The organism is Azonexus sp. GW821-FHT04F04 (assembly GCF_059420025.1).
Window position 1 is genome coordinate 353,585 of record NZ_JBWKSX010000002.1, and the last position, 20,059, is coordinate 373,643.

At 59.7% G+C, this 20,059-nt stretch carries 16 protein-coding genes and 1 tRNA gene; 7 read left to right on the forward strand and 10 right to left on the reverse strand.

Annotated elements, in window-relative coordinates; translation table 11 throughout:
• Window positions 1–107: 107 nt before the first annotated feature.
• Both AC07TV_RS07070 and AC07TV_RS07075 read right to left on the reverse strand, forming a co-directional pair.
• Window positions 108–1,685, reverse strand: a complete 1,578-nt coding sequence (locus AC07TV_RS07070) for an ATP-binding protein (protein WP_494647694.1) — start codon at window positions 1,683–1,685, stop codon at window positions 108–110.
• A 134-nt stretch (window positions 1,686–1,819) separates the two neighbouring features.
• Window positions 1,820–2,440 (reverse strand): TetR family transcriptional regulator, encoded by a 621-nt coding sequence (locus AC07TV_RS07075; protein WP_494647695.1) that lies wholly within the window; start codon window positions 2,438–2,440, stop codon window positions 1,820–1,822.
• Window positions 2,441–2,580: 140 nt separating this feature from the next.
• Between AC07TV_RS07075 and AC07TV_RS07080 the strand changes: the two genes are divergently transcribed.
• The 4 genes from AC07TV_RS07080 (at window position 2,581) to AC07TV_RS07095 (ending at window position 9,595) form a co-directional block, all read left to right on the forward strand.
• Window positions 2,581–3,759, forward strand: a complete 1,179-nt coding sequence (locus AC07TV_RS07080) for an efflux RND transporter periplasmic adaptor subunit (protein WP_494647696.1) — start codon at window positions 2,581–2,583, stop codon at window positions 3,757–3,759.
• Between the two features lie 9 nt (window positions 3,760–3,768).
• Window positions 3,769–6,903, forward strand: coding sequence for an efflux RND transporter permease subunit (locus AC07TV_RS07085; protein WP_494647697.1), 3,135 nt, complete (start codon window positions 3,769–3,771; stop codon window positions 6,901–6,903).
• Complete coding sequence (locus tag AC07TV_RS07090) at window positions 6,896–8,308, forward strand: efflux transporter outer membrane subunit (RefSeq protein ID WP_494647698.1); 1,413 nt, start codon at window positions 6,896–6,898, stop codon at window positions 8,306–8,308. Before AC07TV_RS07085 ends, AC07TV_RS07090 begins: the two co-directional genes overlap by 8 nt.
• A gap of 309 nt (window positions 8,309–8,617) precedes the next feature.
• The gene (locus AC07TV_RS07095; RefSeq protein WP_494647699.1) at window positions 8,618–9,595 is read left to right on the forward strand and encodes a sensor domain-containing diguanylate cyclase; all 978 of its coding nucleotides are present in this window, start codon (window positions 8,618–8,620) and stop codon (window positions 9,593–9,595) included.
• Between the two features lie 3 nt (window positions 9,596–9,598).
• Here AC07TV_RS07095 and rlmB read toward each other — a convergent pair whose 3' ends face one another.
• Window positions 9,599–10,330: a 23S rRNA (guanosine(2251)-2'-O)-methyltransferase RlmB gene (rlmB, locus tag AC07TV_RS07100; protein WP_494647700.1), complete on the reverse strand. Its 732-nt coding sequence runs from the start codon at window positions 10,328–10,330 to the stop codon at window positions 9,599–9,601.
• Between the two features lie 70 nt (window positions 10,331–10,400).
• A complete protein-coding gene (locus tag AC07TV_RS07105; RefSeq protein WP_494647701.1) occupies window positions 10,401–10,964 on the reverse strand; it encodes a hypothetical protein in 564 nt (187 codons plus the stop codon).
• 188 nt (window positions 10,965–11,152) lie between these two features.
• Between AC07TV_RS07105 and AC07TV_RS07110 the strand changes: the two genes are divergently transcribed.
• Entirely contained in the window at window positions 11,153–11,941 is a 789-nt protein-coding gene (locus tag AC07TV_RS07110) for an HDOD domain-containing protein (protein ID WP_494647702.1), read from the forward strand.
• Between the two features lie 15 nt (window positions 11,942–11,956).
• Here the strand turns inward: AC07TV_RS07110 and rnr are convergent, their stop codons facing one another.
• A complete protein-coding gene (rnr, locus tag AC07TV_RS07115; protein ID WP_494647703.1) occupies window positions 11,957–14,431 on the reverse strand; it encodes a ribonuclease R in 2,475 nt (824 codons plus the stop codon).
• A 40-nt stretch (window positions 14,432–14,471) separates the two neighbouring features.
• Between rnr and AC07TV_RS07120 the strand changes: the two genes are divergently transcribed.
• Both AC07TV_RS07120 and AC07TV_RS07125 read left to right on the forward strand, forming a co-directional pair.
• Window positions 14,472–14,556, forward strand: a tRNA-Leu gene (locus AC07TV_RS07120).
• Between the two features lie 229 nt (window positions 14,557–14,785).
• Window positions 14,786–15,136 carry a hypothetical protein gene (locus AC07TV_RS07125; RefSeq protein ID WP_494647704.1) on the forward strand — a complete coding sequence of 117 codons (351 nt, stop codon included), beginning with the start codon at window positions 14,786–14,788 and terminating at the stop codon, window positions 15,134–15,136.
• A 51-nt stretch (window positions 15,137–15,187) separates the two neighbouring features.
• Here AC07TV_RS07125 and AC07TV_RS07130 read toward each other — a convergent pair whose 3' ends face one another.
• The 5 genes from AC07TV_RS07130 to hflK are packed head-to-tail and all read right to left on the reverse strand — an operon-like array spanning window position 15,188 to window position 20,032.
• On the reverse strand, window positions 15,188–16,498 hold the full coding sequence (locus tag AC07TV_RS07130; RefSeq protein WP_494647705.1) for an adenylosuccinate synthase: 1,311 nt from the start codon (window positions 16,496–16,498) through the stop codon (window positions 15,188–15,190).
• A 3-nt stretch (window positions 16,499–16,501) separates the two neighbouring features.
• On the reverse strand, window positions 16,502–17,656 hold the full coding sequence (locus AC07TV_RS07135) for an ATP phosphoribosyltransferase regulatory subunit (RefSeq protein ID WP_494647706.1): 1,155 nt from the start codon (window positions 17,654–17,656) through the stop codon (window positions 16,502–16,504).
• Window positions 17,653–17,838, reverse strand: a complete 186-nt coding sequence (locus tag AC07TV_RS07140) for a DUF2065 domain-containing protein (protein ID WP_226400677.1) — start codon at window positions 17,836–17,838, stop codon at window positions 17,653–17,655. The genes AC07TV_RS07135 and AC07TV_RS07140 overlap by 4 nt, the downstream gene beginning before the upstream one ends.
• Window positions 17,835–18,722, reverse strand: coding sequence for a protease modulator HflC (gene hflC, locus AC07TV_RS07145; protein ID WP_494647707.1), 888 nt, complete (start codon window positions 18,720–18,722; stop codon window positions 17,835–17,837). Before hflC ends, AC07TV_RS07140 begins: the two co-directional genes overlap by 4 nt.
• Window positions 18,722–20,032 (reverse strand): FtsH protease activity modulator HflK, encoded by a 1,311-nt coding sequence (gene hflK / locus AC07TV_RS07150; protein WP_494647754.1) that lies wholly within the window; start codon window positions 20,030–20,032, stop codon window positions 18,722–18,724. The genes hflC and hflK overlap by 1 nt, the downstream gene beginning before the upstream one ends.
• Between the last annotated feature and the right edge of the window lie 27 nt (window positions 20,033–20,059).

Consider the following 20,059-nt stretch of genomic DNA (forward strand, 5'->3'; position numbering starts at 1 on the left):
ATCCTCATCTGGTCGTGCCCGATTATCGAAGACGCGCATTGCCGCCAGATGACCGTATCGCGAATTGCTGAGCCCGGCCCTGAAGTATCTGCAGAAGTTGGCGCCCGCTATTCCGGGCTTGCCGTGCCATCCGGCTGCCTGCCGCGCACCGGCAGCATGACGCGGAAGGTCGTGCCAACGCCGACTTCGCTGCTCACCTCGATGCGGCCATCGTGCTTCCTGACGATGTCGTAGGACAGCGAAAGCCCCAGCCCGGTGCCCTTGCCCACCGGCTTGGTGGTGTAGAACGGCTCGAAAATGCGCTTCATGACGGCTGGCGTCATGCCCTTGCCGGTATCGGCCACCTCGATCCAGACCCAGGTATCGTCGTGGCCACTGCGCACCGTGATCGAGCCGTGGATCTCGATGGCATGAACCGCATTGACCAGCAGATTCATCACCACCTGGTTGATCTGCGCCGCAACACAAGGCACCGGCGGCAGGTCGCCGAGTTCGCGGATGACATCGGCCTTGTATTTCAGCTCGTTCCAGGCCACGTTGAGCGTACTTTCGATGGCGCTGTTGAGGTCGGCATCCTGCCAGGCGGATTCGTCGATGCGCGAATAATTCTTGAGATCGACGACGATCTTCTTGACCCGCTCGAGGCCTTCGCGCGATTCATCAAGCAGATCACCCAGGTCATCCTTCAGGTAATCAAAATCAATAGCCGCAAAATCGGCCTCACTGGCCTGGCCCTTGCGGCAACGCTCAAGCAGGGAAATTATCTGCTCGCTGTATTTCTTCAGCGACCCGAGGTTGGAATTGACGAAGCCGACCGGATTGTTGATTTCATGCGCCACGCCGGCCGCCAGTTGGCCGATGGAAGCCATTTTTTCCGACTGCAGCAACTGGCTCTGCGAGGCCTCCAGTTCATCCACCTTGCCAGCCAGATCAAACCAGCGGCGACGCAGAACTTCAAGCAGAAGCCAGCCGGCGGCAAGCACCAGCACAAAACCGATGCCATGAGAAATCAGCGCCTTGCGCACACCGGCGTGCACCACCTCCTCAATCGGCTCGTAGCGCTGCGAGACACTGAGGCCACCGCGCACATCGCCGACCTGATAACCCTGTTTGGCATGACAATCCATACAACTCCGCTTGACCGGCAACGGCGCCATGTAACGCAGCATCGCCCCCTGGGGACCGCGCTCGACGCCGGTCAATTCCTTCTTGCCTTGCTCAAAGGCCAACAGCGCCTGGCGCTCCCAGTCATCCGGCCCATTCCCCGGGCGGATCGGGCGCAGGCTGCTCAGGCGAAAGATCGCACCGGAAGCGGACTCGGCAGTCTCGCCAATCAGGCGCGTCATGTAAGCCGGGTTGATCATCGTCAAGGCCACACCATCCGTCGTCACAAGGTCACGACGAGGGTGCTCCAGATAGGGATTTGGCTGCGTCGTCTCAGTCACCGGCACATACACCCCGCCGTGGCTTGAATTCCAGTTGCGGGTCAGCAGAACCATCCGGAACATATTGCGGGCGCCTTCGATAGCCACCGCCGTCGCCTGCCGGCGAGTCTGTTCGATCTGCAACTGCAGAGAAAACCCGACAGCGACACCCCAGACAACAACCAGCAGCAACCACCAGCGACGCTCGCGAACAACACGCGGAATGGTTCGACCGGAAGCAGAGGCGACGAAAGCATCCAAAGGCTGAACTCCTGAACACGCAGGAATCCACAATACCGCAAGAGAGCGCCAAGTGCATCAGACCTAAATCAACGAAATTGGACCGTAAGCTTGGCGCTGAGGCGAGCCGAGGTCGATGCGTCCTGAACGCCGACTTAGCCCCGGCGGCGCAGCGCCATGTGCATCGTGATCATCGCCGGAATCCGCTTGTCGAGGTCCGAGCCCTTCTGGCAACCGAGCATCAGGTGCAGCAGACCGCTGGTGAAGGCCCAGGTATCGCGCGCCGTTGCTTCGGGGTCGAGGCCTTCACGCAACTTGCCCTTGTCCGCAGCCTTGCGGTAGAAGCGTTCCATTTTTTCGAGAAACTCGTAAGCCGGACGACCGGCCTCTTCCTGAACGGCGGCGAATTCATCAACGTACTCGCAGCGTGAAATCATGATTTCGAAAACTTCGCGCACCACCGGACAATCGTCGAGAACACGGAAAAACTCCTGCAGCGAGGCTTCGATCGCATCAAGGGGGTTGTCGTAGACTTCGGAAAAGAGCAAGGAGTCGGTCCGCTCCACCATCGGCGCGAAAACATCCTCGCGCATGGCGAAAAACAGCTCGGCCTTATCCTTGAAATGCCAGTAGATCGCGCCGCGCGTGACGCCGGCCTCTTTGGCAATTTTATCGAGCGTCGAGCGACTGACGCCGCACTCGTGAAACACCGTGCGCGCCGATTCGATGATGTCTTGACGGGTTTTTTCCGCGTCTTCCTTGGTTTTTCTGACCACTTTGTCCTCTCCCGGCCTGGCAACTTTCTGGCTTGGCCGCTGCCAATGTTAAGCCATCGACTTCGACATCGAAAATATTTTACATACATTCGTGTTTGTATATAATAGCCCAAACTTTTCTAAAATTGGAGTCCTTCCCCATGATTTCCGGAAATCTGCTGCGGCGTACCACGCTTTCGACCCTTCTCGGTGCAACGGTTCTTGGCACCGCCCTGCTCACCGGCTGCTCGGACAACAAGCCGGCTGGCGGCCCGCCAATGGGGCCGATGCCGGTCACCGTGCTGGAAGTTCAGCCGCAGAAAGTGCCCAGTTCCGTCGAGGTCATGGCGCAGACCGAAGGGGCGCGCGAAACAGAAGTACGCGCCCGCGTCGCCGGCATTCTGGTCAAGCGCCTCTATCAGGAAGGCGAGACGGTCAAGGCCGGCCAGCCGCTGTTCCAGATCGACCGCTCGAGCTACGAAATTGCCCTGGCCGAAGCCAAGGCCAAGGCCGAGCAGACCAGCCGCGAAATGAATCGCCTGAAAGGCCTGATCGAAGCCAAGGCGATCAGCCAGAAGGAATACGACGACTCCGCGTCAAACAACGCCATCGCCCAGGCCGCGCTACGTCAGGCCGAGCTGAATCTGTCATGGACGACGGTCACCGCGCCGGTTTCCGGCACCACTGGCCGCGCCGCCAAGTCCGAAGGCAACCTGATCACCGCCGGCGCCGACAGCCTGCTCACCTCGATCTACCAGAGCAACCCGATCTGGGTCCGTTTCAGCCTTGGCGACAGCGATCTGGCCAAGCTGGCCGGCGGTCGCGTGACCAACAAGAATGTCAGCGGCGTCGAGTTGATCCTGGCTGATGGCACGGTTTATCCGAAGACCGGCAAGCTCAATTTCCTGGCCAGCAACATTGACACCACACTCGGCACCCAGGCCCTGCGCGCCGAGTTCGACAACCACGACAACCAGTTGCTGCCCGGCCAGTTCGTCCGCATCCGCCTGCTTACCGGCGAACGCGATGGCGTTTTCCTGGTGCCGCAATCGGCCGTCGTGCAGACCGAACAAGGCCCGCTCGTCATGCTCGCCGGCGAAGGCGACAAGGTTACGCCGCGCCCGGTGCAAGCCGGCGAATGGCGCGGCAAGGACTGGGTCATTCTCGGCGGCCTGAAGGCGGGCGACAAGGTCATCATCGACAACCTGATCAAGCTGCGCCCCGGTGCGCCGGTCGCCCCGCACGGCCCTGGCGAAAAGCCGGGTGCTCCGGCCCCGGCCAAGGAAGGCGCCGCCGCGCCGGCGAAGGAAGCTGCGCCCGCCCCGGCCAAGCAGGGTTAAGGAGCAGCCATGTCCAAATTCTTCATCAACCGGCCGATTTTTGCGTCGGTCATCTCGATCATCATCGTTATCGCCGGGCTGGTTGCCTCGCAGGTGCTGCCCATCGCGCAGTATCCGCAGATCGCCCCGCCGACCGTGCTGATCACCGCAACCTACCCGGGCGCTTCGGCTGAAACGCTGGCCAAGACGGTCGCTGCACCGATCGAGGAGCAGTTGAACGGGGTCGAGAATCTGTCCTATTTCACCTCGTCGGCGGCCGCCAACGGCGTCGTCACCATCACGGCGACCTTCGATGTCGGCACCAATGTCGACATCGCTGCGGTCAACGTCAATAACCGGGTAAAAGCGGCCGAACCGCGCTTGCCAGCCGAAGTGCGGACCAATGGCGTGCTCGTCCAGAAGCGCTCGAACGACATTCTGCAGGTCGTCGCCCTGGAGTCCGAAAAGGGCAAGTACAGCACCCTCTACCTCTCCAACTACGCCAGCTTGAACATTGCCGACGAGTTGAAGCGGGTCAAGGGGGTTGGTGACGTGACCATTTTCGGCGCCCAGGACTATTCGATGCGCGTCTGGCTCAAGCCTGACCGCATGGCGCAACTGGGCCTGACGACCAATGACATTTCGACCGCCATCAAGGCCCAGAATGCCCAGAATGCGGCCGGCAAGATCGGCCAGGAGCCGGCGCCGAGCGACCAGCAACTGGTCTACACGGTGACCGCCAAGGGCCGCCTGCTGACGCCGGAGGAATTCGGCAATATTGTCATCCGCGCCAGCGGCCCGGGCGGCCTGCTGCGCCTCAAGGACGTCGCCCGCATCGAGCTTGGCGCCTACAGTTACGAGCAGAGCGTGACGCTGGACGGCCAGCCGACCATCGCCATGGGCGTTTTCCTGCAGACCGGCGCCAACGCGCTGGAAGTGGCAGAAAAAGTGCGTCAGAAAATGGACGAGCTCAAGAAGAAGTTCCCGGAAGGCATGGGCTACGTCATCCCCTTCGACACGACGCGCTTCGTTTCGGCCTCGATCAATGAAGTGGTCAAGACGCTGATCGAAGCCATGATCCTGGTGCTGGCAGTCGTCTATATCTTCCTGCAAAGCTGGCGCGCCACCCTGATTCCGATGGTCGCCGTTCCGATTTCGCTGATCGGTACCTTCGCCGGCCTGTGGCTGTTCGGTTTCTCGATCAACACGTTGACGCTGTTTGCCATGGTGCTGGCCATCGGTATCGTCGTCGATGACGCCATCGTCGTGCTCGAGAACGTCGAACGCCTGATGGCCGAAGAAAAGCTGTCGCCCAAGGATGCGGCAATCAAGGCCATGCAGCAGGTGCAGGGCGCGCTGATCGCCATCGTCCTCGTGCTGGTCTCGGTCTTCGTCCCGGTCGCCTTCCTCGGCGGCATTGCCGGCCAGCTTTACAAGCAGTTCGCCGTTACCGTCGCCGTCGCCGTGGTGCTCTCCGGCGTCGTCGCGCTGACCCTGACGCCGGCGCTGTGCGCCCTGCTGCTCAAGGCGCAGCACACCGAGCACAAGCTTTTCCGCCCCTTTAACCGCCTGTTCGAGAAATTCACCCGCTCCTACACGACGACGGTCGGCTTCACGCTCAAGCACGGTATCGTCGGCGGCCTGATTTTCGCGCTGGTGATCGGCATCACCGTCTTTTTCTTCCGCACCCTTCCGGGCAGTTTCGTGCCGGCCGAAGACCAGGGCTACCTGATTTCGGCCCTGATGCTGCCGGACGGCGCGACGCTCAAGCGGACGGCCGCCACCGGCGAAAACATGCGCCAGATGCTGAGCCACGACGAGGCGGTCAAGCACACCTTCGTCGTTTCCGGTTTCGACCTGATCGGCGGCGGCAGCAAGCCGAATGCCGGCACCATCTTCATTCCGCTCAAGGACTGGAGCGAACGCCAGGGCAAGGCGCAGGATCTGGCCGGCAAGTTCATGGGCATGGGCATGATGCAGTCGGATGGCATGGCGCTCGTTTTCAACCCGCCGCCGATCATGGGCCTGGGCACCGCCGGTGGTTTCGAGGTGTATTTGCAAAACCGCCTCGATGGCGACACCCGAAAGCTCAATGAAGTCACCCAGCTGTTCATCGCCGAACTGCAGAAGCACCCGGAATTCACCCGGATCAGCACCTTCTTCCGGCCAACCGTGCCGCAACTGTTCGTTGAGGTCGACGAGCCGAAGGCGCTGGCGCTTGGCATCCCGCTTGCCCACATTTACGAAACCCTGCAGAGCACGATGGGCGCCTTGTACGTCAATGACTTCAACAAGTCCGGCCGGGTCTATCGCGTCCAGTTGCAGGCCGAGGCCAACTACCGGACCAAGCCGGAAGATCTCGGCAAGGTCTATGTGCGCAGCTCGACGACCAATGCCATGATCCCGCTGTCGGCGATCAGCAAGGTCAAGAACGTCGTCGGTCCGGAACAGGTTGAACGCTTCAACGGCTTCGTCGCCGCCAAGGTGATGGGCGATAGCAAGCCGGGGATCAGCTCGGGCGACGCCATCAAGATCGTCGAGGAAGTTGCGGCAGCCACCCTGCCCAGCGGCTTCGAGATTTCCTGGACCGGCCAGGCCTTCCAGGAAAAGCGCAGCTCCGGCTCGTCGATGCAGGCTTTCGTCTTCGCCATCATCATGGTCTTCCTGATCCTCGCCGCCCAGTATGAAAAATGGTCGCTGCCGCTGGCCGTCGTCATGGCCGTGCCCTTCGCATTGATGGGCGCCCTGACGGCGATCTGGCTGCGCGGCATGCCGAACGACATCTACTTCCAGATCGGCCTCGTCGTGCTCATTGGTCTGGCGTCGAAAAACGCCATCCTGATCGTCGAGTTCGCCGCCCAGAAATACGCCGAAGGCATGAACGTGGTCGATGCCGCTATGGAAGCCGCCCGCCTGCGTCTGCGCCCCATCGTCATGACCTCGCTCGCCTTCGTGCTCGGCGTCTTCCCGCTCGTCAAGGCGACCGGCGCCGGCGCCGCGGCCCGCCAGTCGATGGGAACCGGCGTCTTCGCCGGCATGATCGCGGCGACTTTCATCGCCACCATATTCATCCCGCTCTTCTTCATGTGGCTGGAGCGCGGCAAACAGATGCGGCCGGCCGGCGACGCCGATGACCACCAGTCGGAGGAAAACCAACATGCGTAAGCTCCCCCCCAAACATTTCAAATTTGGCCCAATTTTCGGGTTGACCGTAGCAATCGCCCTGAGCGGCTGTGCCATCGGCCCCAACTACTTCCGCCCGGCGTCAACGCTGCCGGAAGCGGCGCCGGCCGTCGCCACGGCTGAAGCACCGGTCAACCCGACGTGGTGGACGCTGTTCGGCGATGCTGACCTGAATACGCTGGTCGACCAGACACTGGCCGCCAACCAGGATCTGCAAGCCGCCATCGCCCGCCTCGACGCGGCCGAAGCGGCGGCCCGCGAAGCCGGTGCCGACTACTTGCCGCGCATCGGTCTGGAAGCCAGCACCGGGCGCAGCAAAAGCAGCGGCGATACCTTCAACGGCCGCAAACAGGGTGGCGCCACCTACGACAACAACCGGATTGCCGCGATACTGAGCTACGAGCTCGACCTCTGGGGCCGCATCCGGCGCAACAACGAAGCGGTGCGTGCTGAAGCGCTGGCCAGCCGTTTCGGCCGCGACAGCCTGCGTCTGACGCTGGTCGGCCAGGTAACCAACGAGTACCTCAACCTGCGCAGCCTCGACGGCCAGATTGAAGTTACGGCCCAGACGCTCGAATCGCGCAAGAAGGCGCTCAAAATCGTTCAGGCCCGGCTCGACGCGGGAAGTGCCTCGGGCCTCGAACTGGCCCAGGCGGAAAGTGCGCTGAATGGCGCCCAGGCCCAGTGGAGCCAGTTGCAACGGCTGCGCGCCCTGTCCGAAAGCCAGATCGGCCTGCTCAGCGGCCAGCCCGGCCTCAAGATCAGTGCCACCGGCCTCGACAAGCTGCCGTTGCCGCCGACCCCGCCGGCCGGTCTGCCCTCGGCCCTGCTTGAAGCCCGTCCGGACATCCGTCAGGCCGAGGAAAAGCTGGTCGCCGCCAATGCCCGCATCGGCGTCGCCAAGGCAGCCTACTACCCGACGATCAGCCTGACCGGGTTGTTCGGCAGCGAAAGCATGGCACTGTCCAATCTGTTCACCAGCAGCGCCGGCATCTGGTCGGCGGCAGCCGGCCTCGCCATGCCGATCTTCGACGCCGGCCGCACCGGCGCCCGGGTCGATCAGGCAACGGCCGTGCAGAAGGAAAGCCTGGCCAACTACCGGAAGACGGTGCAAACCGCCTTCAAGGAAGTAAACGACGCCATCGTCGGCCTGCGCGAATACAGCGAAGAAGAGGCCGCCTACTCGGCTCAGGTCGGTTCCTCCCAAAAAGCGCTCAATCTGGCCGAGAAGCGTTACGAGTCCGGCTATTCCGGCTACATGGATCTGCTCGACGCCCAGCGCACGCTGAACAGCGCCCAGTTGCAGTATCTGGCCAGCCGCAAGAGCCGACTCGGTGCAGCAGTCGATCTGTTCAAGGCATTGGGTGGTGGCTGGGTCGCCGGCTAACACCGTCGTCCCCACAGCCTGAGCACACCAGGTATTCCGCTTCGTGGCAAGCGAAGCGGAATACCATCGCCTTTGCCTCCATGAACTCCGGATTGCGCGGGAATCAGCGTGTCGGCAAGCCGAATCGTGATTGCTACGGTCTACCGGAAAAAATGGTCAAAAACAAAATGGCTGGCACAGCAAAGCCGTAGCGCTTTGACACGACCAAAGTCATAGCGTAAGGTTCTTCCTCCAACAGACCAGCCGATGATCAGGCCGGCGATATTCCCCAACGAGAACGCATTGTTATCCTCAGCAAGGAGAAGATCGTTGGACTTCGGCACTCAAACATTTGGCGGCGACATTGACCAGAGCATGGCGGTCCGCCTGATGCAACACTTGGTTGTTCCCACCTTCGTCCTTGATGCCGAGCGCCGGGTGACCATCTGGAACCACGCCTGCGAACGTCTTACCGGCATACCCGCTGCCGAAATGGTGGGCACCAGCGACCACTGGCGCGGCTTTTACAATGAACCCCGCCACTGCCTGGCCGACCTCATAGCGCTCGAAAAGTATGACCAGCTCGCCGAGCTCTATGCCGCCCACACCACGCCCGGAGAATTCGGCTTCGGCTTGCGCGCCGAGAACTGGTGCGTCATGCCGGTCAAGGGCGAGCGCCACTACCTTGCCGTCGATGCCGGTCCGATTTACGACGACCACGGGACACTGATTGCCATCGTCGAAACGCTACGCGATATGACCGACCAGAAGCTCGCCGAAATGGCGCTGCAGAGCCTGGCGACAAAAGACAGTCTGACCGGTCTGGCGAATCGCCGTTCGCTCGACGACAAGCTGGAACTCGAATGGAAATGCAGCCTGCGCGCCGGTACTTCACTGGCTTTCATTCTGGCCGATATCGATCACTTCAAGCACTACAACGATCACTACGGTCATCAGAAAGGCGACGAGTGCCTGCGCTCAGTGGCCGGCACCATTGGCGCAGCGGTATTCCGACCAGCCGACATGACAGCCCGCTACGGTGGCGAGGAATTCGCCATCGTCATGCCCAACACCGATCTGGCCGGGGCCCATGCCGTGGCCGAACGCGTCTGCGTGGCCATTCGCGCTCTGGCAATCCCCCATGCGGCCTCAGAAACTGCGCCGCATATAACACTAAGTCTGGGCGTCGCGGCCCTCGTGCCCGATCACAATAATAGCCAGGAAACACTGGTAGCAGACGCCGATGCGGCCCTTTACCGGGCAAAAAACTCAGGCCGAAACCGAGTCAGCATTGCCTCCGCTGTCTAGCTTTCAGCCCAGACGCCGACGCGCCTCGAACAGGCAAACGCCTGCAGCGACGGAAACATTAAGGCTCTCGACCGAGCCGTGCATTGGAATCTTGACCAACTGGTCGCAGTTCTCGCGGGTCAGGCGGCGCATGCCCTCGCCTTCGGCACCAAGCACCCAGGCCGTCGCCTTCGGCCATTCAGCAGCGTAAAGATCGCTCTCCGCCTCACCGGCCGTGCCGACTACCCAGATCTCGCGTTCCTGCAATTCACGCAGTGTCCGCGCCAGATTAGTGACCATCACGTAGGGCATCGTTTCCGCCGCCCCGCAGGCCGTCTTGGCGGCCACATCGGTCAGGCCGACGGCTCTGTCCTTCGGCGCAATGACGGCATGAACACCCGCCGCATCGGCCACGCGCAGGCAGGCGCCGAGGTTGCGCGGATCGGTAATGCCGTCCAGGACGAGCAGAAAGGCCGGCTCTTCGAGGGTATCGAGCACATCGTCGAGATGCGCCAGTTTGCGGTCCCCCTCGATCAAGGCCAGCACGCCTTGGTGTTTGGCCCCGGGCGCCATGCCATCGAGCCGCTTGCCATCGGCGCCGATCACCTTGACCCCCTGCAATTCGGCGTGCGCCAACAGGTCACGCGCCCGCGCATCGTGGCGGGTAGCATCGATGACAATTTCCTTGACCGATTCCGGGTCATGGCGAAGTTTGGCGGTAACGGCGTGAAAACCGTAGATCAGGCGGGTGGACATGGCTGCTTTCGAAAAACTGGAAGGCGAATTTTACCGCGCCGGCGCCACCGGCCGAAGATTCAGCGCAGCCTTACCAATCCTTGAGCAGCGAATCTTCGCGGGAAATCCAGCGCGACAGGATCAGGTCATGTAGCGCGATGTGATTGGTCTCCCAACGGGTGAGCAAGGCATCCAGTTCGCGGATTCGCGAAACGATATGTCGGGAGTCGAGCGAAGAAACAATTTGCTGCACGGTCGAAGAAATCGCCGCATGGTCTTCCATGTGCGCCTCGCAAACGTCGCGGTCGACCATCAACAGCAGCGAGTCACGCATGACCATTTCTTCAGTCTTGAAATGATCCAGGATAAAAGCGAAAACATCGCCAAGCATGGCAATCACCTCAGCCTCGCAATGCTGTTGCCGCTCATGACCGCAGCCTGTGCAATCCTTCAGATTGATGTGATCGAGGCATACCCGGCGCAAGTTGGCGATGGCGGAAATCAGGAAATGGTGCTCGGAGTCGATCAGTTTGTGACCAGTAATCAACTCAGCCGGCAACTCGCCAGTCGACAGCCAGTAGGCCGTACTTTCGGACAAATCATCGACAGCCGCGCCCGCCATGCGAGGAATGGAAACCACCCGCTGCTTCGTCATCCCTATTCCGAAAGTATTAGAAAACGCTATTCTACCGTTGCATATCGACTTGTTGATACCGTAATTTTTAATTTTAAGCATAAAATCCAGCAGCGAAACAACGGGGGAATCTCTTGCTGACGGAACACCAGAAACATTGGGGAGTTGATCAGTGGGCGGCCTACCTCAGCAGCCAGGAACTACCCTGTATGCCGCGCTCAAAAGCGCGCCTGCTCGAACTTGAAGCCGAGAAGGGCGAGCGACTGGCCGCCTGCGACCTGGCCGACATCGCCGCCGCCGACCCCTTCCTTTGCCTGCGCCTATTACGCGAAGCGGAAAATCATCGCGCCCAGCGCCTCGGACACGAAACCACCAACCCGCTTGGCACCGTCATGCAACTGGGGACCGACGCCGTACACGAGTTGATGCTCGCCTGCCCGGAAACCGATGAATCGAACCTCGGGCTCGCCGAATGCGAAGCCCGCGCCCATCTGGCCAGCCGATTGGCCCTGCGCTGGGGAGCGGCGCGCGCCGACATTTCGCCCGACGAAGTGGCGATGGCCGCCCTGCTTTCCGAAATCGGCGAGCTACTGCTCTGGTCCTTCGCCGAAGAGTTGCCTCTGGCCGCACTTGAGGCCCTGCATTCCGGTCGCTCGCCGCGGTCGCTGCAGGCCCAGGTCGACACCTGCGGCTTCCGCTTCAAGGATCTGACGCTCAAATGCGCCCTGATCTGGCACCTGCCGTCACTCCTGACGCAACTGATCCGCGGCATCGACAACACCCGTGCCAACCTGTCCCGTCTTTGTGTCGACACCGCTCGCCATATCAGCAGCGGCCCCGACGATCCCGCATTGCCGGCCGATATCGCCGCCGCCAAAAATCTCATCCCTGGTGTATCACTGGAATGGCTGGCCGAACAATTGCCCGGGCTCGATGAGGAACATGTCGCCGCCATCGTGCTCAAGGCAGCGGATCTTCTAGACCCGACCCACCACTGAGCGCGACAGCGCCGGTCAGCGCTTTTTTGGAGCCGCTTTTTTAACCGGCTTGGCAGCAGCGGTCTTGCTGCGTGGTGCGGCCGATTTTTTGGCAACCGGCTTTTTGGCAGCAGGTCTAGCTACGCCCTTGGCCGCCGGCTTTGCGGTTTTTTTGGCCGTTGTTTTTTTGACAATCGGCTTGGCTGCTGGTTTATCCGATTTCGCCGGTGCCTTGGCAACCGGCGCCCTGGCGGTGACCGCCTTGGCCACAGGCGGCTGACTCACCGGCTTGACGGCGATCTTCGGCACCGTTCTTTTCCCGGCATAGGCCTTCTCGCTACCCGCCAGAACAAAATCGATCCGGTTCGACTCGAGGTCGGCGCGCACCAGTTTGACCCGCACCCGGTCGCCTAGACGGAAGCGCTGCCCCGTCCGTTCGCCCAGCATCTGGTGCTTGATGTTGTCAAACTGGAAGTAATCGGCCCCCAGTTCGGAAACATGCACCAGACCTTCGATATAAACCGTATCGAGCGCCACGAAAATGCCAAAGGCGGTTACCCCGGAAATCGTTCCGTCAAACTCCTCGCCAATGCGCTCCTTCATGAAGAAGGTCTTCAGCCAGTTCTCGACATCCCGCGTCGCCTCATCAGCCCGCCGTTCGGTACTTGAACATTGCAGGCCGATGTCGTCCCAGGAACGGTCCGGTGTATAGGTTTCACCGGCCAGTACTGCCTTGATGGCGCGATGCACCAGCAGGTCGGGGTAACGCCGGATCGGCGAGGTGAAGTGGGTGTAATGCTCGTAGGCCAGGCCGAAGTGGCCGACATTGTCCGGGCTATACATCGCCTGGCGCAACGAACGCAACATCACAGTCTGCAGCAACTGAAAGTCAGGCCGCAGCTTGACCTTTTCGAGCAGGATGGCGTAATCCTTGGCCTGAGGATCATCGCCGCCACCAAGCGCCAAGCCGAATTCGCCGAGGAAGGCCCGCAGATTGGCCAGCTTTTCCTCCGACGGCGCAGCGTGGATCCGGTACAGGCAGGTCTGCTTGTGTTCGGCGAGGAAGTCGGAAGCACAGACGTTGGCGGCCAGCATGCACTCTTCAATAATCCTGTGCGCATCGTTGCGCACCACCGGCACGATGTTCTCGATCTTGCCCTGCTCGTTGAACAGCATTTGAGTTTCGGTCGTCTCGAAATCGATCGCCCCGCGCTGTCCACGCGCCTTGTGCAAGGCGGCGAACAGTTTGTAGAGATTCTGCACATGCGGCAAAACGCTGTGATGGACGTCGGTTTCCGGCTTTTTTTCACCGGACAGCCAGGACCAGACGAGGTTGTAAGTCAAACGGGCGTGCGATTTGAACACCGCCGGATAGAATTTGTATTTGCCGATCTTGCCGGTAGAACTGATTTCCATGTCACAAACCATGGCCATCCGCTCGACATCCGGATTGAGCGAACAGATGCCGTTCGACAGCTTCTCGGGCAGCATCGGAATCACCCGACGCGGAAAATAGACCGAGTTGCCCCGCTCCACCGCCTCGCGATCAAGCGCCATGCCCGGCTTGACGTAATGCGACACATCGGCAATCGCCACAACCAAGCGCCAGCCGCGGCTCTTTTTCTCGCAATATACGGCATCGTCGAAATCGCGTGCCGTCTCACCATCGATGGTAACCAGCGCAATGTCGCGCAAATCGACTCGCCCTTTGAGGTCGGCCTTGGTTACCTTGTCCGGGAGTGATTTGTTTTCCTCAAGCGCCGCCTTCGAAAACTCGAAGGGCAAATCGTGCTTGCGCAGGGCAATCTCGATCTCCATGCCCGGATCGGCATAATTGCCCAGCACCTCGATGATCTTTCCTATCGGCTGCGAGAATTTGCTCGGCTGCTCGATGATCTCTACCATCACCACCTGGCCGGACTGCGGCTTGTTCTTGGCCTTCGGCTGGGGTGGCACCAAGATGTCCTGCGAAATACGCTTGTTTTCCGGCGCCACGACGACAACGCCATGCTCAACTAAAACCCGGCCAACAATTCGCGTATTGACCCGCTCGGTCACTTCGACAATGCCGCCCTCGGGACGCCCCTTGCGGTCTATGCCGGTAACCCGGACCAACGCCCTGTCGCCATGCAGAACCTTCCCCATCTGGTGTTGATCGAGAAAAATATCGGCACTGCCATCATCCGGAATCAGGAAACCATAGCCATCCGGATGCCCCTGGATACGCCCCGGCGTCAGGCTGGCCCGCTCGGGCAGGATGTAGGCACCCTTGCGGTTGCGCATCAACTGCCCCTCACGCTCCATCGCTCCCAGGCGACGCTGGAACATCTCGCGTTCAGTGTTGGTGATATCCAGCAACTCAGTCAGTTCATTGAATTCGACAGGCCGACCTTCGTCAGCCAGCACCTGCGAAACATACTCACGCGAAGGCAACGGGAATTCGTAGCGCGCCAATTCACGCTCAAAGAAGGGATCGGCACGACGAATTTTTGATAGTTTTTTTCTTGACATCAGTTCTTCTTTCTCTATAATGGCGGCTCTTCGCACCTGTGCCCAGGTGGCGGAATTGGTAGACGCACTAGTTTCAGGTACTAGCGGGTAACTCCGTGGGGGTTCGAGTCCCTTCCTGGGCACCAGCGATTTTGATAGAAGGCCTTGCTAAAACAAGGCCTTTTTTCATTTCTGCCGCCGGGCTTCGGTAACCGGCCAACACGGCCGATTGCCAATTGCGAATGCATTGTCTCATAGCAGATGCCTCACAGCACTGCCGTAACAATTGCTAACACTTGGGTACACAGCACCGGTCATCGCTCGGCCAGATATCGCGTTATTTTGGTTATCGAAACGACAAATACGAGCCGAACCATGAAAAAAATTGCTGCCCTGTTTCTCGCTGCCACACTGGTCATGACCGCCACCACTCCTGCGCAGGCCGACTGGGGCCGCCATCATGGTGGCCATGGCTACGGTCACCATGGCCACCGATCCGGTCCAGGCTGGGTTGGCCCGGCCGCCATACTGGCCATCACTGGTCTGGCCATTGGCGCTGCCGTAGCATCCCAGAACAACTACGCTCCGGCACCGGTCTACAGCGCCCCACCCCGCCCGATGCCCAGCGCCAACTACGGCACTTGGTACTACTGCGGTTCGTCCGGTCAATACTATCCGTACACCAACGCCTGCCCCGAAGGCTGGCAAGCTGTACCGGCACAATAAAAACGAAAACGGGCCCCAAAGGCCCGTTGACCGCAGCAATCCGGCTTTCGCTCAATTATTGAACGGGTGTTGCTTGAGGATGGTTTCATCGCGCTCCGGACCGGTCGACACGATGGCGATCGGCACTTCGCACAGCACTTCCAGACGATTGAGGTAGGCGCGTGCCTCAGCAGGCAGGTCTTCCCAGCGCTTGACGCCGAAAGTGGTCGCACTCCAGCCCGGCATTGTTTCGTAGATCGGCTCGCAACGGGCCACCTCATCAGCACCGATGGGCAGCAGGTCGATAATCTGGCCATCCAGCTTGTAGCCGGTACAGATACTCAGTTCCTTAAGACCATCGAGCACATCCAGTTTTGTGATGCATAGCCCGGTCAGACCGTTGATACGGCCCGAACGACGCAGAGCCGCGGCATCGAACCAACCACAACGACGCTTGCGACCGGTAACAGTGCCAAACTCACGACCAACCTGCGACATCTGGTAACCCGGCACGCCTTCGGTCTCGATATCCAGCTCACTGGGGAAGGGACCACCACCGACACGAGTACAGTAGGCCTTGGTAATGCCCAGCACGTAATGCAGCATGCCCGGGCCGATGCCCGAACCCGCTGCAGCTTGGCCAGCAACACAGTTCGACGAGGTAACAAAAGGATAAGTACCATGGTCGATGTCGAGCAAGGTACCCTGCGCGCCTTCGAACAGCAGGTTGGAACCGGCCTTGTTGGCGGCGTAAAGCGCCGCAGAAACGTCGGTCACCATCGGCCGGATCTGCTCGGCATCGGCCATTGCCTGATCGTAAACCATCTGAAAATCAACGGCTGGCGCCTTGAAATACTGAGTCAGAACGAAATTGTGATATTCCAGAACTTCCTTCAGTTTTTCGGCAAAACGTTCAGGATGGAATAGGTCATAGACGCGCAGACCACGGCGGGAAACCTTGTCCTCATAAGTCGGGCCAATACCCTTGCCGGTCGTGCCAATCTTCTTGTCATCCGACTTGGCGCCTTCGCGAGCTTGGTCAATGGCTGAGTGGTAGGGCAGGATCAGCGGGCATCCCGGGCTGATTTTCAGGCGCGAGCGAACGTCAATACCGCCCTTTTCCAGCTCGGCGATCTCCGAGAGCAGATGATGAATATCCAGCACGACGCCATTGCCGATATAGCATTCGACGCCATCACGCACGATGCCTGAAGGCACCAGATTGAGCTTGTAAACCTGTTCACCAACCACGAGCGTATGACCGGCATTGTGGCCGCCCTGAAAACGTACGACCCCCTTGGCGTGATCGGTCAACCAGTCGACGATCTTGCCTTTACCCTCGTCGCCCCATTGCGTACCCACCACGATGACATTCTTTGCCATTTTTTAGTCCTCTTGTATTGCTTCAATAATCCAGTGTTCGCCAACCAGTGCCAGTTTTCGGTCGCAGACCGGGCCCTCACAGGCCGTTTCGCCTGGCAGCAACTGGACAACAATTTCGCCCTGTTCGCGCAGCGCGGCGACATGGGCGGCGAGACGCGCATCATGTCCGGCATGCGGCGCCAGAATTGCACCGTGCAACTTGCCTGTGGGGGCCAGACGCGCCACTTCGCGTAAATCCATCGAAAAGCCTGTGGCCGGACGAGCGCGACCAAAGGCCTTGCCAGCGCCATCGTAGCGGCCGCCCATGGCGATCGCCGCGGGGTAGCCCGGACAATATGCAGCGAACACAACACCGTTGTGATAGTGGTAACCGCGCAGGTCTGAAAGATCAATCGAGAAAGGCAAGTCAGGCGCACAGGCCAACAGATGCCGCAAGCCATCGAGGGCAGCCGAAATGGCCGGCAAGGCGGGTAACTCTGCCGCCGCCCGCGCCAGAACTTCGGCCCCACCATAGAGCTGCGGCAGGCGGAGCAGTGCTTCACGGTATGGTGACGGCACATTAACGCAAGCCTCTTCCAGACCCGGCACATCCTTGGCCTGAAGCAGACTGAGGACGGTATCCTCGGCTTCCTGCGGCAATCCAGCGGCCTCAGCCAGCGCCTGGAAGATACCAACGTGACCAAGATCAATACGACTGATCGGCAGTTTTACGCACTCGAAAGCACCAGCCATCAGACGAATAACGTCAAGGTCGGCCTCAATCCCGCTATAGCCGTAGAGTTCAGCACCAATCTGCACCGGCTCGCGACCAGCTGAAATTGTCGCTGGCAGCGTATGCAACACGCTTCCACAATAACTCAGCCGGGTAACGCCTTGATGATTGAGCAGATGCGCATCGATGCGCGCAGCCTGCGGCGTTATATCGGCGCGAACGCCCATGGTCCGGCCTGAAAGCTGATCGACCAGCTTGAATGTCCGCAATTTCAAATCCTGACCGGCACCGGTCAGCAGCGATTCCAGATACTCCAGCATCGGCGGCATGACCAGTTCGTAACCACGGCCGCGAAAATGATCAAGGACGGTTCGACGCAGGTTCTCAATGCGCGCCGCTTCAGCTGGCAGCGCATCGGCAAGGTATTCAGGTAACAGCCAGTTCATGAGAAAACAATCAGGAGGATCAGGCCAATCAGCATCGACGTCAGGCCAACGAAGCGAATTTGCCCATCCGAAAATTGAACAAGGCGACGGAAGGTTTCACGCCAGGCCGCCGGGGCAATAAAGGGCATGAGGCCTTCGAGCACCAGCATCAGCGCGAAGGCCATCAGCAGCGTCGAGGTCATTTGCCTTTGTCTGCCCCACGCCCACCATTCTTCATGTATTTGAAGAAATCCGAGCTGGGTTCGATCACCAGCAAATCGCTCTTGTTCTTGAAGCTGCCGCGATAAGCTTCAAGGCTGCGATAAAACGCGTAGAACTCGGGGTTCTGGCCAAACGCCTGACCATAGGTATTAGTGGCCTTGGCGTCCCCCTCACCCTTGATTTTCTGCGCATCGCGATACGCATCAGCAACGATGATTTCACGCTGGCGATCGGCATCAGCGCGGATTTTTTCAGCCTCGGCGGAGCCTTCCGAACGCAATTCATTGGCAACCCGTTTGCGCTCTGCTTCCATTCGACGATAAACGGCTTCGCTGACCTCAGTCGGTAGCTCCACGCGCTTAACCCGAACGTCAACAATCTGAACACCAATCTTGCGTGCATCGGTGTCCGCTTTCTCGCGCATCTGATTCATGATCTTGTCGCGCTCACCCGAAACCACATCATGCACGGTACGCTTGCCGAATTCCTCACGCAGACCAGCGTTGACCGTCTGATTCAGACGGGTCTTGGCGCGCGACTCATCACCGCCCACCGATATGTAATAAAGCTGCGGATCGACAATGCGCCACTTGATGTAAGAATCGACCAGCACGTTCTTCTTTTCGGAGGTAATGAAACGCTCCGGCTCTGCGTTATCCAGCGTGATGATGCGCTTTTCGAAATAACGGACATTCTGGACCATAGGAATCTTGAAATAGAGTCCCGGCTCACTGATGGCCCGCTTTACCTCACCCAGTTGAAAAACCACAGCGTACTGGCGCTGATCGACGGTAAAAATCGACATGGCCATAACCACCAGTACTGTGGCGAGAACAGCACCCAAAAAATTGATACGCGGACTCATCAACGCCCCTCCCGATCACGCGAACGCAGCGAACCATCGCGCGAACTTGAAGAATACGAACCACCACCGACCTTCGGCGCATTTTCAAGCTGTGGCGGTGCGTCGGCCGACAACGGCGTAGCCGGCCTGGCCGTCGACGGCGCGATGGAAGCCTCCGGTGCAGCCTGGGCAGCTGTTGCGGTACTGGCCGCCTGCATCAGCTTGTCAAGCGGCAGATATAGAAGGTTACCCTGCCCCTTGGTGTCCACCATCACCTTGCTAGTGTTGGCGTAAATCTGCTGCATGGTTTCCAGATACATGCGTTGACGCGTCACCTCCGGTGCCTTGGCATACTCGGTCAGCACCTGCTTGAAGCGGGATGCATCACCCTCGGCCGACGAAATGACTCGCTGTTTGTAACCATTCGCCTCTTCAAGCAGCCTCGCTGCCGTACCCTTGGCCTTTGGAATCACGTCGTTGGCGTAGGCCTGGCCTTCATTTTTCTGGCGCTCCCGATCCTGCCCTGCCTTCACGGCATCATCGAAAGCAGCCTGAACCTGTTCGGGAGGCTGCGCATTCTGCATGGTCACCTTTGAAATCATGATGCCACTTTGATAGCGGTCCAGAATATCCTGCATCAGCTTCGCTGCCTGGGTAGCAATCTGCTCGCGACCTTCATAGAGCACGTAGTCCATTTTGCTCTTGCCGACGATTTCGCGAACCGCTGTTTCAGCGGCCCCCATCACCGCCTCATCCGTCGAGCGGTTGTTGAACAAATACTCAACAGGATCTTTCAGGATGTACTGGACAGCAAACTGGATGTTCACGATGTTTTCGTCATCAGTCAGCATCAGTGCTTCCTTCAGCACCTTGTTGCGTTCGCTTCCACGGTAGCCAATTTCAATGGTGCGTACCCCGGTCAGGTTTACCAGTTCATGTGACTGGATCGGGTACGGTAAGCGCCAGCGCAGACCAGGATCAGTCGCTTCCTTGAAGCTGCCGAACTGGAGCACAAGACCACGCTGCGAGGCATCAACGATGTAGAAGCCCGACGCCAGCCAGACAATAGCCACCAAACCGACGAGCAATCCGACGCCACCACCGATGAATTTCGGATTGAAGTCGATATTCGGCATACGAGGGCCATCACCGCCGCCATTGCCGCCTCCACCGCCCTTTTTGCCAAACATGCCAGTCAGCTTGCGGTTGAAATCGCGCCAGAGTTCTTCCAGATCCGGCGGACCGTCATTGGGTCGGCGAGGGCCGCTGCCGTTGGATTTATCGCCATCACTGCCACCGCGATTACCCCACTGGGGATCATTGAGCGACATAAAAATACCTAGGGTCGGAATCATGGG